This window comes from Stenotrophomonas nematodicola (genome assembly GCF_009467805.1).
GTDB lineage: Bacteria > Pseudomonadota > Gammaproteobacteria > Xanthomonadales > Xanthomonadaceae > Stenotrophomonas > Stenotrophomonas nematodicola.
Window position 1 is genome coordinate 302,738 of sequence record NZ_WIAY01000003.1, and the last position, 13,289, is coordinate 316,026.

15 protein-coding genes are annotated in these 13,289 nt (G+C 68.1%); 8 read left to right on the forward strand and 7 right to left on the reverse strand.

What is annotated here, in order from left to right; genetic code table 11:
- Window position 1 precedes the first annotated feature (1 nt).
- Entirely contained in the window at window positions 2-481 is a 480-nt protein-coding gene (locus tag GDJ08_RS12220) for an Lrp/AsnC ligand binding domain-containing protein (protein ID WP_153164941.1), read from the forward strand.
- Window positions 482-538: 57 nt separating this feature from the next.
- Here the strand turns inward: GDJ08_RS12220 and GDJ08_RS12225 are convergent, their stop codons facing one another.
- Both GDJ08_RS12225 and GDJ08_RS12230 read right to left on the reverse strand, forming a co-directional pair.
- Entirely contained in the window at window positions 539-709 is a 171-nt protein-coding gene (locus tag GDJ08_RS12225; RefSeq protein ID WP_017356504.1) for a hypothetical protein, read from the reverse strand.
- Between the two features lie 307 nt (window positions 710-1,016).
- Window positions 1,017-1,439, reverse strand: coding sequence for a classical arabinogalactan protein 4 (locus tag GDJ08_RS12230; RefSeq protein ID WP_153164942.1), 423 nt, complete (start codon window positions 1,437-1,439; stop codon window positions 1,017-1,019).
- Window positions 1,440-1,567: 128 nt separating this feature from the next.
- On the opposite strand from GDJ08_RS12230, the gene msrB reads away from it, so the two are divergent.
- From msrB to GDJ08_RS12255, 5 genes are all read left to right on the forward strand, one after another.
- Entirely contained in the window at window positions 1,568-2,035 is a 468-nt protein-coding gene (gene msrB / locus GDJ08_RS12235) for a peptide-methionine (R)-S-oxide reductase MsrB (RefSeq protein ID WP_136003524.1), read from the forward strand.
- 121 nt (window positions 2,036-2,156) lie between these two features.
- Window positions 2,157-3,011, forward strand: a complete 855-nt coding sequence (gene motA, locus GDJ08_RS12240) for a flagellar motor stator protein MotA (RefSeq protein WP_017356507.1) — start codon at window positions 2,157-2,159, stop codon at window positions 3,009-3,011.
- Between the two features lie 9 nt (window positions 3,012-3,020).
- Window positions 3,021-3,998, forward strand: a complete 978-nt coding sequence (gene motB / locus GDJ08_RS12245; protein ID WP_017356508.1) for a flagellar motor protein MotB — start codon at window positions 3,021-3,023, stop codon at window positions 3,996-3,998.
- Window positions 3,999-4,093: 95 nt separating this feature from the next.
- Window positions 4,094-4,606, forward strand: coding sequence for a hypothetical protein (locus tag GDJ08_RS12250; RefSeq protein WP_136003522.1), 513 nt, complete (start codon window positions 4,094-4,096; stop codon window positions 4,604-4,606).
- 12 nt (window positions 4,607-4,618) lie between these two features.
- A complete protein-coding gene (locus GDJ08_RS12255) occupies window positions 4,619-4,894 on the forward strand; it encodes a DUF4031 domain-containing protein (protein WP_017356510.1) in 276 nt (91 codons plus the stop codon).
- 60 nt (window positions 4,895-4,954) lie between these two features.
- Here the strand turns inward: GDJ08_RS12255 and GDJ08_RS12260 are convergent, their stop codons facing one another.
- Window positions 4,955-5,497 carry a DUF6630 family protein gene (locus GDJ08_RS12260; RefSeq protein WP_017356511.1) on the reverse strand — a complete coding sequence of 181 codons (543 nt, stop codon included), beginning with the start codon at window positions 5,495-5,497 and terminating at the stop codon, window positions 4,955-4,957.
- 136 nt (window positions 5,498-5,633) lie between these two features.
- Between GDJ08_RS12260 and GDJ08_RS12265 the strand changes: the two genes are divergently transcribed.
- Window positions 5,634-5,882, forward strand: a complete 249-nt coding sequence (locus tag GDJ08_RS12265) for a DUF3297 family protein (protein WP_026070836.1) — start codon at window positions 5,634-5,636, stop codon at window positions 5,880-5,882.
- A gap of 51 nt (window positions 5,883-5,933) precedes the next feature.
- Here GDJ08_RS12265 and GDJ08_RS12270 read toward each other — a convergent pair whose 3' ends face one another.
- From GDJ08_RS12270 to GDJ08_RS12280, 3 genes are all read right to left on the reverse strand, one after another.
- On the reverse strand, window positions 5,934-7,577 hold the full coding sequence (locus GDJ08_RS12270; protein ID WP_017356513.1) for a Na+/H+ antiporter: 1,644 nt from the start codon (window positions 7,575-7,577) through the stop codon (window positions 5,934-5,936).
- A gap of 210 nt (window positions 7,578-7,787) precedes the next feature.
- A complete protein-coding gene (locus GDJ08_RS12275) occupies window positions 7,788-8,612 on the reverse strand; it encodes a dioxygenase family protein (RefSeq protein ID WP_136003520.1) in 825 nt (274 codons plus the stop codon).
- Between the two features lie 37 nt (window positions 8,613-8,649).
- Window positions 8,650-9,060, reverse strand: a complete 411-nt coding sequence (locus GDJ08_RS12280; protein WP_136003518.1) for a DoxX family protein — start codon at window positions 9,058-9,060, stop codon at window positions 8,650-8,652.
- Between the two features lie 97 nt (window positions 9,061-9,157).
- On the opposite strand from GDJ08_RS12280, the gene GDJ08_RS12285 reads away from it, so the two are divergent.
- The gene (locus tag GDJ08_RS12285) at window positions 9,158-10,039 is read left to right on the forward strand and encodes a LysR family transcriptional regulator (protein ID WP_017356516.1); all 882 of its coding nucleotides are present in this window, start codon (window positions 9,158-9,160) and stop codon (window positions 10,037-10,039) included.
- 25 nt (window positions 10,040-10,064) lie between these two features.
- Here the strand turns inward: GDJ08_RS12285 and GDJ08_RS12290 are convergent, their stop codons facing one another.
- Window positions 10,065-12,998, reverse strand: a complete 2,934-nt coding sequence (locus GDJ08_RS12290; protein ID WP_229296515.1) for a bifunctional diguanylate cyclase/phosphodiesterase — start codon at window positions 12,996-12,998, stop codon at window positions 10,065-10,067.
- Window positions 12,999-13,289 lie beyond the last annotated feature (291 nt).

Below are 13,289 nucleotides of genomic sequence, written 5' to 3' on the forward strand. Positions count from 1 at the left end.
GATGGCCGTACGCGCGCGCGAGCTGGACAAGATCGACCGGAAGATCCTGCGCATTCTGCAGGCCGAGGGCCGGATTTCCTTCACCGAGCTGGGTGAGCGGGTGGGCCTGTCGACGACGCCCTGCACGGAGCGGGTACGTCGGCTGGAGCGCGACGGGGCCATCGCCGGGTACTACGCCAAGCTGGATCCGCACTACCTCAAGGCGAGCCTGCTGGTGTTCGTGGAAATCAGCCTGGCGTACAAATCCGGCGACATTTTCGAGGAGTTCCGACGGGCGGCGCTGAAGCTGCCGAACGTGCTTGAGTGCCATCTGGTGTCCGGCGATTTCGACTACCTGCTGAAGGCACGGATCAGCGAGATGGCCTCCTACCGCAAGCTGCTGGGCAGCACGCTGCTGACACTGCCGCACGTGCGCGAGTCGAAGAGCTACATCGTGATGGAAGAAGTGAAAGAGACGCTGACGCTGCCGATTCCCGACTGACAGACGCAGAAGGCGGCGCGCAGGGTGCGCACCGCCTTGATCATTGCGTGTAACGCGTCAGCGCTGCTGTTTCGAGTCCGGGTGGCGCTGCTGGTCCTGCTGCTTGCCGCCCTTCTGGTTCTGCTGATCCCACTGCTGCTGGTTCTGCTGGCCCGCCTTCTGGTTCTGCTGCTGACCCTGCTGTTCCTGCGGTGCCTTGCCGGGATTGCGGTTCTGCTGGTTAGCCATGATTGCACTCTTCTCGAAATGCCTTGGGGGATGCGCTGTGTAGTGCGGCGCACGCACAGCGTCCGTGAAAAACGGTTAATCGCAGGCGAAAAAGCGGTGAGCTTGCACGTTGATGCGGATGACTGGGGGACGCGGTTGTGAAGCGTTCATGCGCTGGCCTGCTCACTCACTCGTGCACGCATGCACACCGCATCGGAACCAGAACCCAGAGTCCGGGATTGCCGCAGGGGCCGCGCGCGACCATCAGGATGACGGTGTGCGCACGTGCGGGCGTGCGCTGCTTCGCTCCCACGCAGTCTGCGACGCTCTATGGCCGGATCTGTTGTCCGCCAGCGCTGGGAACCGAGTCGTAATACCTGCCGGTGCGCGTATCCAGCACGCGGTTGGGGCCCACCTGTCTGGCGCCGGGGATGATGCGGCCGTGACGGTCGTAGACCTTGGGCTGCAACGCGGGGCCCCGGAGGGAGGCCGTGCCGGCCGGGCCTTTGCTCTGGATGGGATGGGTGCGCAGCTGCTGTTGCACCTGGCTGTTGGACTTCACCGGGGCCAACTCGCCGGAAAGGCTGTCGGCCGGTGCGGGGCGCACGGGCGTGGGCAGCGGCGCCGGGGCCGGTTGCGGCGCGACCACCGGTCGGGTAGCGGTGGGTGATGGCGGGGGGCCGATCTGCGCCAATGCCGGGAGCGGCAGCAGAAGCAGCAGCACGGCACCGAGGCGGCGTGGGCGGTTCATGGCGGGCTCCTGGTTGGGGGGACAGGACGTCACCTTGCGCCCGCGCGGGTATCAGCACGATGAACGCAGCCGCTTGAACGCCCTGCCCGCCGGCCCAATCTTGCCGGTACGCCCCCGAGGAACCGCCAATGACCGCTTTCGACCTTGCCCCGCCCAGCGCCGACCAGCGCCAGGCACTGATTGCCGGGCTCAGTGCCGACGAGCAGCGCGTGCTGCTGCACCACGGCACGGAGGCCCCGTTCTGCGGGGTCTTCCTGGACAACAAGCAGCACGGCGTCTACGGCTGCCGGCTGTGCGGTCTGCCGCTGTTCCGCTCCAGCACGAAATTCGACTCGGGGACCGGGTGGCCGAGCTTCTTCGCGCCGTTCGACCCGGCCCATGTCCGCGAAATCCGTGACATCAGTCACGGCATGATCCGGACCGAAATCGTTTGCGCGCGGTGTGACAGCCATCTGGGCCATGTGTTCCCGGACGGCCCGCCGCCGACCCATGAGCGGCACTGCCTGAACTCGGTCTCGCTGTCGTTCACGCCCAATGGCACGCCGTATCCGGACCCGCTGCAGCGGGGCGGTGCCGAGGCCGGCCCCGCCAGCTGACGGACCCGGGGTGGCGGCGAGGATCTCCGCGTCCTGAAAACTGTGACGTCCAACCAACGCCCCCCTTCAGAAAAGCGGGGGCCGGGCCGACATGGAGGTATCCCCTCCCCGCGTCCGCCCCATGCTCATCATCGTTGGACTCCTCGTCGTCATCCTCAGCGTGCTTGGCGGCTATGTCGGCGCGCACGGCAAACTGGCTGCCCTGTGGCAGCCCTATGAACTGGTCATCATCGGTGGCGCGGCGCTGGGCGCGTTCCTGATCGGCACGCCGATCAAGACCGTCAAGCAGACCCTGCAGGCCACGGTGGGCGTGTTCAAGGGCCCGCGCTACAAGCAGCAGGACTACATCGATGTGCTGAGCCTGCTCTACGAACTGCTCAACAAGGCCCGTCGCGAAGGCTTCATGGCGCTGGAAGACCATGTCGAGCGGCCGGCCGAGAGCGCGATCTTCGCCAACTACCCCAAGGTGCAGGCCGATCACCATCTGGTCGACTTCATGACCGACTGCCTGCGCCTGATGATCGGCAGCAACATCGAGCCGCACGAACTGGAGCCGCTGCTGGAAATGGAGCTGGAAAAGCACCATGCCGAAGCGATGCAGCCTGCGGCCGTGCTCAACAAGGTCTCCGACGGCCTGCCCGGTTTCGGCATCGTGGCCGCCGTGCTGGGCATCGTGATCACGATGGGCTCGATCGGTGGTGAGATCACCGAAGTGGGCGCACACGTGGCCGGCGCACTGGTCGGTACGTTCCTGGGCATCCTGCTGGCCTACGGCTTCGTCGGCCCGCTGGCGGCGGCCGTGGAGGCCCGCGCCGAGCAGGACAGCCGCATCTATGAGTCGGTCAAGACCGCGCTGCTGGCCTGCCTGCGTGGCTACAACCCGAAGATCGCCCTCGAATTCGCCCGCAAGACCCTGCCGTCCAACGTGCGTCCGGGCTTCAGCGAGTTCGAGCAGCATCTCAAGACGGTCAAGTAAGGCATCCTCATGGCCGAGAACAAACCCACCGTCATCGTCCGCCGGGTCAGGAAGGCCGGCCACGCCGCCCATCACGGGGGTGCCTGGAAGGTGGCGTACGCCGATTTCGTGACCGCGATGATGGCGTTCTTTCTCGTGCTGTGGCTGATGGCGGCCACCACCAAGCCCGAGCGCGCCGCCATTTCCGAGTACTTCCGCAATCCCAGTCCGCTGGCCGGCCAGAGCGCCACGCCAGCGCCGGGCATGGCCGGCCCTGGCGGCGCCAGCACCTCGATGATCAAGCTGGGCGGCGCCACCGACATCTCGCGCGGCAACAGCAACGATCCCTTCCATGACCAGCAGGCTGCCAAGCCGGTTCCGCAGACCGAGCGCGAACGGGAACAGCAGCAGCTGGAAGCGCTGAAGAAGGAGCTGGAGGAGGCGATCAGCAAGAGCCAGGCGTTGGAGCCGTTCAAGGACCAGCTGCTGCTCGATCTCACCCCGGAAGGGTTGCGCATCCAGATCGTGGACAAGCAGAACCGGCCGATGTTCGACATGGGCAGTGCCGCGCTCAAGCCGTACACGCGCGAGATCCTGCGCGAGCTGTCGCAGTTCATCAACCACGTGCCGAACCGGATCAGCATCACCGGCCATACCGACACCACCGCGTACACCGCCGTGCATGGCTACAGCAACTGGGAGCTCAGTGCCGACCGCGCCAATGCGGCCCGGCGCGCGCTGCTGGATGGCGGGATGACCGAGGACAAGGTCACCCGCGTGGTCGGGCTGTCGTCGTCGGTACTGTTCGACAAGACCCAGCCGGACAATCCGATCAATCGCCGGATCAGTATCGTGGTGATGACCAAGGCCGCCGAGGCAGCGGCGCTGGCCGGTGCGGGCCAGGAAGTGGCGTTGTCGCCGACCGCCCAGGACGCCGACATCCAGGCGACCCAGGGCGTGCCGGCGCGGCCGGCAGCACCGGTGGTACCGGCGCCCGTCTCGCCCTGAGACGGGCTGGCCGGCGACGCGGGTGCGGAATCCGTGGAGCCGGCCGACGGCCGGCACTACAATGACGGTCTTTCCCGTACAGATAGACCGTTCCCATGTCCAAGCAGTCCAAGGCCAAGCGCGACAAGCGCAAGAAGCAGCAGCCCAAGCGTCCGATCCAGCGCCTGAACGCCCAGCAGCCGGTGCAGAACCACGCCGTCCTGCAGAACGAGGAAGGCCAGGTGGTTGCCGCGATCGGCCTGCAGGGCACCGAATGGCTGCTGGCCATCGGCGGCCAGACGATGGGCAACGCGGACAACCCGATCCCGATGCTGGCCATGCTCAAGCACCTGTCCAATGTCCAGGAGAAGGAAGGCCGCAAGGTCACTCTGGAATACTCGACCCAGATGCAGCAGATGATCGACGACCTGGCCGCCGAAGAAGGCAAGACCGCCGACGAGTACCTGGCCCAGCTGGTGTCCGAGTTCGAAGGTGTGGACGGTGAAGACGAAGCCGCCGACGGCGACGCCGATGCCGGCACCGAGGTGGCTGCCGATGCCGCCGATGCCGCTGACGCTCCGGCTGCCGACGCCACCCCGGCCGACGCCGACGCGCAGCCCAAGGGCTGATCGCGGCCCCCGGTGACGGTCTATGTGGACGATGCGGTACACCCCTGGCGCGGCGAGCGCTGGGCGCATCTGATGGCCGACACCCTGCCCGAGCTGCACGCCCTGGCGGCGCAGCTCGGGATTCCGCGGCGGGCCTTCCAGAACCGCCGCAGCGGCGCGCACTACGACGTAACCGCCCCGATGCGCCTGCAGGCCATCGCACTGGGCGCGCGGCCGATTTCGCGCCACACCGACCGCGCCCTGGTCAAAGCAGTGATCGCCAACGCCCGCGCGCAGTACGCGCCCTGACCCCCATCGCGTGGTTGCCGGCCACACTCGGCCGCCCCACAGCCGGCGCCTCCGCTGGTGTCAGAACGGATCGCTGCCCGGCCGCACTTCCACGCCCAGCAGCGAGCACAACGCAAGCATCGCGTCATCGTCGCGGCTGAGCGCCATCCAGCCGGCCAGGCCATCGGTACCGGCATCCACGCTCCACAACGAATAGTTGTGCTCGCGCAGGCGGTCGTACGCCGTGGCCATCAGCTGCGGGGCGTCCACGCCGGCAGCGAAGTCTTCGTCGTCCAGGTCGCCGCCCCAGTCCAGCTGCAGGTTCCAGCGCGCGGACAGTTCGTTGACCGCCGACATCAGCGCATCGGCATCGCCGCGTTCGACCTCGAAGCCGGACTGCCAGGCGATGGCCGTCAGCAGCGGGGGCAGCCACTCGGCCTCTTCATCGATCTCCTCGCCGCTTTCCAGCAGCGTTTCGCGCCAGCGGTTGAACTGCTGCAACGCCAGTTCCTCGTCGCCCGGGTTGATCAGGACGAACAGGTTCCAGATGCGCGCCTCGAAGTCGTCTTCGTCGAAATCGCGTTCTTCTTCTTCGAAGTCGAAATAATCGCTGTTGTCGGGCATGACCGGTATTCCTGGAGGCAGGGGCGCATTCTGCCGTGGGATGGCGTTGGCAGGAAGCGAAATTCGGCCTGGGCGCCGCTGCGGTTTATCCTGTACGGCAGAAGATGGCCGTGGTGGCCGTCAGTACCCGATGACCATGAGCGATACCCCTCCCGATCACCTGGCGATCAACCCGGCCAGCCCCTTCCACGACGCCGCCGCGCTGGAGCGCGGGGTTGGCATCCGCTTCAACGACGTCGAGCGCGACAACGTCGAGGAGTATTCGGTCAGCGAAGGCTGGATCCGCGTGCAGGCCGGCAAGGCGCGTGACCGCCGCGGCAACCCGATGACGATCAAGGTCAAGGGCACCGTGGTGGCTTACTACCTGGACCAGAAGGCCGAGTAACCGGTCCACCGGCCCGCGGTCGGTGGCTGCCCGGGATTGGCGGCTGGGCCGTCAATCCCGTTGCCGGGTTTCCAGCAGATCCAGGTTGCGGATCAGCCGGCGCGAGACCTCATCGGAGATCTTGCCGCGCCGGGTCAGGCGGAACAGCTCTTCACGCTCGGCGGTGAGACCGGCGGTGCGCAGCTGCCGGTAGCCCTGCTCCATCCGCTTCACCTTTTCCGGATCGGCATCGGGTCCGTTGTCCTTCTCCAGGTTGCGCTGGTACAGCAGGCTGACCCGCGAGGCGGCATCGTTGTAGAGCTGCACGTTCTCGGTGGTCTGGTTCTGCACCAGTTGCTGGCGCATGCGCTCCACGCCGGCCAGCGCCGCCTTGGAAGCGAGCTTGCGGGCCAGGTCCTCGGCCTTGCGGTCACCCGAATCGGCGGGCAGCTCCAGTCCCTTCAACAGACGCGGCAAGGCCACGCTGGCGCCGATCAGCGACACCAGGATCACCGCCGCCGCCAGGAAGATCACCAGATCGCGCGCCGGGAAGGCGCTGCCATCGGGCAGGAACAGCGGCAGGGTCAGCACGCCGGCCAGGGTGATCGCGCCGCGTACGCCGGCGACCGACGTTGCCACCACCACCCGCCACGGCGTGCCCTGCTGGACTTCGCCACGGTGGCGCGCACGCAGCAGGCTCCAGCGCAGCGACAACCATACCCAGGCCAGGCGCAGCACCACCAGCGCCAGGTTGATCACCACCACGTACACCAGCAGCCACCACGGACTGTGATGGCCACTCTCGCTGACGGTGGTGATCGCGCGCTCGACGATGCCCGGAAGCTGCTCGCCGAGCAGCACGAACATGATGCCGTTGAAGCTGAACTGCAGCATCCCCCACACCGCGGCACGCTGCACGCGCATGCTGCCGGAGACGCGGCCGGTCAGCTCGACATAGCTCATCGTGATGCCTGCGGCGACGGCCGACAGGATGCCCGAGGCATTGGCTTCTTCGGCCAGCAGATAGGCCGCGAAGGGAATCAGCAGGTTGACCAGCAGCGCCGCGCCCGGCTCCTCGCCGAAGCGCCGCCACAGCCAGCGCTGGAAGGTGGACACGCCCAACGTCACCGCCACGCCGATCGCCAGGCCCGCCACGGCCACCCACAGGAAGGTCAGCGAGGCGCTGGCCAGCGAGAACGTTCCGGTCATCACCGCCGCCACCGCGAAGCGGAAGCAGACCAGTCCGGACGCATCGTTGAGCAGCGACTCACCTTCCAGGATGTGCATCAGGCGTTTGGGAATCGGCGCACGCGCGGCGATCGACCCGACCGCCACCGGATCGGTGGGCGAGATGATCGCGGCCAATGCGAAGGCCACCGCCAGCGGCATCACCGGAATCATCCAGTGAATCAGCAAGCCCGCACCGATCACGGTGAACACCACCAGCCCGAAGGCCAGTTCCAGGATCACGCCCTTGTCGCGGAACAGGCCCTGTTTGGGAATGCGCCAACCATCCAGAAACAGCAGTGGCGGCAGGAACAACAGGAAGAACATCTCCGGTTCCAGCGCGTGGCCGCGGTTGAACACGCCGGCGATCACCGCCCCGAGGCCGATCTGCACGAGCGGCAACGGCAGCGACAGCGGCAGGACCCGGACGAGGTAGCCGCTGGCCACCACGGCCACCAGCATCGCCAGGACGACTTCAATGGTATGCATGCATTTTCCAGTGGGCAGCGCGGGGGGGAGGCTGCGGACAGCCGGCGCCGGAAACGGAAAAAACGTACCACACCCCTGCCGTCGCGCGAACGCGCGCGTGCGCGTCGGCTCAGTGGAGGGACAGCCGATGCTGCGTGGTCCATCGGGCAGTCCGTTGCCGCATGCCGCACACCGGGTGGCCCTGCACATCACGCGTGGCGATGCCGGGGCTCATGGTCCCGCACTGGCTGAAGCCGGCCGGGCGGCATCACCGCCATCGAAGCGGTAGATGTCCATCGCCAGGAAACCGGCATCGATACCGGCATCGATGCGCTGCGCGCCCAACGTGTCCGCACCGGCCGCGCCCATCGCGACGTACAGCGGCTGCAGGTGTTCATCGGTAGGATGCGCGCGCTCGGCATACGGTGCCTGGCGGCGGTAGTCGAGCAGCGCGGCGCTGTCGTCGGCCGCCAGCCGCTGCTCCACCCAGTCGATGAAGGGCCGCACATAGGGTGCGTCCTTGCCGTCCTGGTAGTGGCCCCAGTCATGCAGGTTGTGGGTGATGCTGCCCGATCCGATCACCAGCACCCCCTGCTCGCGCAACGGTGCCAGCGCGCGGCCCAGCGCCAGTTGATGGGCCGGCCCGAGCAGCGGCTGGATCGCCAGCGGAACCACCGGAATGTCCGCCTGCGGGTAGAGGAAGCGCAGCGGCACCCACGCGCCGTGGTCCAGGCCACGAGCGGCATCGATCACCGTCGGCAGTCCGGCCGCCCCCAGCCGCTCGGCAACCTCGCGGGCCAGCGTCGGATCGCCCGGCGCCGGGTACTGCAGGTCGAACAGCGCCTGCGGGAAGCCGCCGAAATCGTGGATGGTCGGCGGCCGCGGGTGCCCGCCGACCGCCGGCTGGCGGGTCAGCCAGTGGGCCGAGGCCATGACGATCGCGCGCGGACGCGGCAGCGTGGCGGCCAGGTCGGCCAGGCGCTCACCGACCAGGCCGGGGTTGAGCGCGGTCATCGGCGAACCGTGCGAGATGTACAGCGACGGCAGACGGGTCATCGGAAGCTCCAGTAAGAGGCGGGGGGCGTGGGCAGATTCAGCGCGAGGCCAACGTCCATTTGCCGTCTCCAATGCAGAACAGCACCAGCAGGGCCAGCGCCCAGAACGCCGGGTATTCCCAACCGCCCCCAGCGTTGGCGAAGCTGAAGCCGTTGGCGCCGTGAACGGTAACGATGGTGCCCAGCAGCAGCGGCACGCCGATCAGGCCGACCCAGCGCGCGAAGAGGCCCAGCAGGAGCGCGGCGGCGAGGGTCAGCTCCAGGGCGATGGTGGCGTAGCCCAGGGCACCGGGCAGGCCCAGCGACTGGAAATAGGCGGCGGTGCCGGCCGGGGTGAACACCAGCAGCTTGGTCAGCCCGTGGACGAGGAACAGCGCCCCCAGTGCCCAGCGCAGCGCGGTCGCGCCATAGGGGGCCAGGGAGGCGGTACGGTGGGCGGGGGCGTGCATGGGAAACCTCGGCGGAGTGCGGTGTGGACAGGTTATTGCGCACACCAGCACCAATAAATACGATCACCCGACGCTGTTTATTACCGGAACCGCAACAATGGACACTCTGGATGCAATGCGCGTGTTCGTGGCCGTGGTCGAGCGCAATGGGTTCAGCGCCGCCGCGCAGGCGCTGGACATGTCCACGGCCGGGGTCACCCGGCAGATCGCGGCACTGGAACAGCGCCTGTCCACGCGCCTGCTCAACCGCACCACCCGCCGGGTGAGCCCGACCAGCACCGGCGCGGCCTACTACGCCCAATGCGTGCAGCTGCTGGCGCAGTTCGACGCACTGGAGGCCAGCATCGGCGCGCAGGCGCTGGAGCCCTCCGGCCTGCTGCGGGTCAACGCGCCGGTCAGCTACGGCATCGCCCGGCTTGGCCCGCTGCTGGCCGGCTACCGCGCGCGGTATCCGCAGGTGCAGTTGGATCTGTCGTTGTCCGACCGCCTGGTGGACATGGTCGAAGAAGGCTTCGACGTGGCCATCCGCATCACCCGGCAGCCGGGCCCGACGCTGATCGCGCGCAAACTCGCCGACGCCCGCATCACCCTGTGCGCGTCACCGGCCTACCTGGCCGCCTATGGCCACCCGCAGCAGCCGGAGGACCTGGCCGGTCACCAGTGCCTGAATTACAGCTACTGGGGCGGCGGCGATGCCTGGCAGCTGCGCGGCCCGCGCGGCGAGGTCAGCGTGGCCATCCGCGGCGGCATCCGCGCCAACAACGGCGATGTGCTGCGCGACGCGGCGATCGCCGGCCTGGGCATCATCCTGCAGCCGGATTTCCTGGTTGACGATGCGCTGGCCGATGGCCGACTGCAACGCATCCTTCCCGACTGGGAAGTGCCGCCCGTCGGCATCCATGCGGTCTACACCAGCCGCAACCACCTCGCACCGAAGGTGCGCAGCTTCATCGACTACCTGGTCCAAGCGCTGGCCTGAACCGCGTGAAGCGCAGCGCGCGGCGCTACACCGCGTCGGCGGTCTCCAGCCGCGCGATCACCTCGCACAGCGGCGCCGGCCGGCCCAGCAGGTAGCCCTGCACCTGGTCGCAGCCGTGCGCGGCCAGCCACTGGTGCTGCCCGGGCGTTTCCACGCCTTCGGCGATGATGGTCAGCCCCATGCTGTGGCCCAGCGACAACAGCGCACGGCAGATCGAGGCGTTGCGCGGATTGGTTTCCACATCGGCCACGAAGCTGCGGTCGATCTTCAGAATGTCCAGCGGCAGATGCTGCAGGTAGGACATGTTGGAATAACCCGTGCCGAAATCGTCCAGCGAAATGCAGATGCCCTGCTCGTGCAGGCGCTGCATGGTCTGCTTGGCCTGCGCCGGCTTGCGCATCAGGCTGCTCTCGGTCAGTTCCACCTGCAGCGCGCCCCGCGCCAGGCCGAACTCCTGGCTGGCGCGGGTGAACTCGGCCACCAGGTCGCTGTTGAAGAACTGCACCGCCGAGACGTTCACCGCGATCGGCAGCACGCCCCAGCCGGCATCGACCAGTTGCCGCTGCGCCTGTGCCGCCGCACGGATCACCCAGCGGCCCAGCGCCAGGATCAACCCGGTGTCTTCGCACAGCTGGATGAACTCGCCCGGGGGAATGAAGCTGCCATCCGGCTGCGGCCAGCGCAGCAGTGCCTCCAGCGCGGCCGGGGTGCCGTCGCTGGCATGGCAGATGGGCTGGAAGTACAGCTCGAACTCGGCATCGATCGCGCTGTGGATGCGACCGGCCAGGCGCAGCCGCTCGGCCAGCCGCGAGCTGACCGTGTTGTCGTACCAGGCGATCACGCTGCCTTCGTCGCGCGCCGCGTGCGCGGCCTGCGCGGCCATGCCGATCACCTGTTCGGCCGGCAGCACATCGCCGTCGAACTTCACCGCCACGCCGATGCGCGGCTCGAACTGGTGCAGCCAATCCTGCCCGCGTACCGGTTCGGACACGGTCTGCACCAGCGTGTCCAGCGCCGACTGGCGGTCGTGGCCGTCGTCGATGGCAAAGATGAAGTCCTCGGCCGGCTGGAACGCCAGCGCGCCATAACGCGCACCGAGCCCGCCCAGGCGCTTGGCCATCGCCTGCAGCACCACCTCGCCCACTTCGCGGCCCAGCGTATCGGCCACCAGCTGCAACCCGCGGAACTGCACATAGGCGATGGTGTAGCCGCCGCCGGCGGCGTCCAACTGTTCGGCCAACGCACGCGTATTGAGCAGGCCGGTGGCCGGGTTGTGGGTGGCGTGGTAGGCCAGGTCGCGCTCGTAGGCCAGACGCTCGCTGACGTCCTCGGCCAGGACCAGGCACGCCTGGCGCCCGTCGAAGTCCAGCCGTGCCAGGTGGGCGCGGACCTCGAACACGGTGCCGTCCTTGCGCCGGTGCATGCGCACCGTGGCGTCCTGCACATCGCCGATGCGCGCCTGTGCGATGGCGCCACGGATCTCATCCCAGCCTTCGCGCGGGCGGATGTCGAGAATGCTCATGGACAGGAACTCGTCACGGCTGAACCCGTACTGGCGGACCGCGGCCTCGTTCACTTCCAGGAAGCGCAGCGTATCGGGGTCGAACACCCAGAACGGTGCCGGATTGCGGTCGAACAGCAGGCGGAACTGGCGCTCGGCCTGCTGCACCCGTGCCAGCGCCTGCACGCGCTCGCTGACATCGGTGAGCGCGCCGATCATGCGCCGCTGCCGATCCACCACCGCCACCCGCTGGCCGCGCGCGGACACCCAGCGGACGGCCCCGCCAGGCAGCACCACGCGGAACATTTCATCCAGCACCGCCGTACCGGCGAAGGCGGCGTCGAAGGCGGCCTGCATGCGCGGTGCGTCGTCGCGGTGCACGCGCGCGAAGAAATCGGCAACCGGCAGGCTGTCGATCTCCACGCCGAAGATCTCGCGCGCCAACGGTGACCAGCGCAGCACGCACGCATCCTCGTCCACGTACCAGGTGCAGACCTTGCCGACCTGGTGGGCCAGGCGCAGCTCGGCGTGGCCGGTACGCAGTTCCTCGGTCAGCACATCCTGGTGCACGCTGGCGCGGCGCAGGCTGAAGTACACCCCGAGAAAGACCACCCAGTACGCCAGGTACACGCCCATCGATGCGTACGCGTAAGGCCACCACGGTGCCAGCACATCGCGACGGCCCAGGCCGGCGTAGACCGCCAGCGGATACTGGCCGAGCGTGGTCAGCGTGGAGATGCGTTCGATCTGGTCCACCGCGCTGGTTTCGATGCCCAGTGGCGTCACCGCATCGGTGCGCAGCATCTCGCGCCGGGCCAGGCCGAAGCGCTGTCCGGTGGCCCCGAGCGGGTCGGGGCTGCGTGCCAGCACATAGCCCTGGGCGTCGGTGATCGAGATCACCCCGTACTCGCCGGTGTCCAGGCCGCTGATGATCGAGGTCAGCTCGTCGGTGTGCAGGCGGCTGAGCAGCCAGCGGTCCTCGCCCATGCGCAGCGCCAGCGGCAGCACCCAGCGATAGCCGTCCAATGCCTGCGGCGGGCCGATGTACAGCGCGCTTCCGGTGCCCCGGTTGGACTCCGTCGCCCACAACGGCAGGTGCAGATCACCGCTGCCGCTGGTCAGCGCGCGCCCGTGCTGGTCCACCACCACGATGCTGTCCAGCTCGGCATGCCGCTGCAGCACCCCGGCGATGGCGTCATCGAGCAGCTCCGGCGCCTGCTCCGGCACGCGCTGGAACAGTTTGGCGCCGTCGTCGGCAATGCCCAGCATGGCCCGTTCCAGGTTGCGCAGTTCCAATCGCAACAGGCGCTGCGAGCCCGCCGCCAGCGCGGAGCTCTGGCGTTGCGCGGCTTCCAGGCGCCGCTGGTAGTCGTTGGCCAGCATGACGCCCAACGCAGCGGCCAGCAGCACGGCCAGCGCACTGCCCAACCAGACGATCGTCCGCAGTGGCCGAGCCATCACACGGTTCAACGCGGGCATCGCAAACGGCTCCCTTCATAGCGGGCTGACTTCATGCGCAAACGCTTCCTGGTTTCCCCCAAACCTGAGCGGCCGAAGCCCCCGTTTCTTGACGCCTGCAATCGTGTCCACGCGATGCCTCCCCTGGCACCCTGGCGCGGAACGGTCCTGCCGGCCCCAGCATGCACCAGCGGCAGCCGTGCGGGAAGAGCGGAATCTGGCCAATGGGCGATCGGGCATGCGGCCCGATCCGACCTGCGCCGGAGGACTAAACTAGGTTCTTTCCGTTGC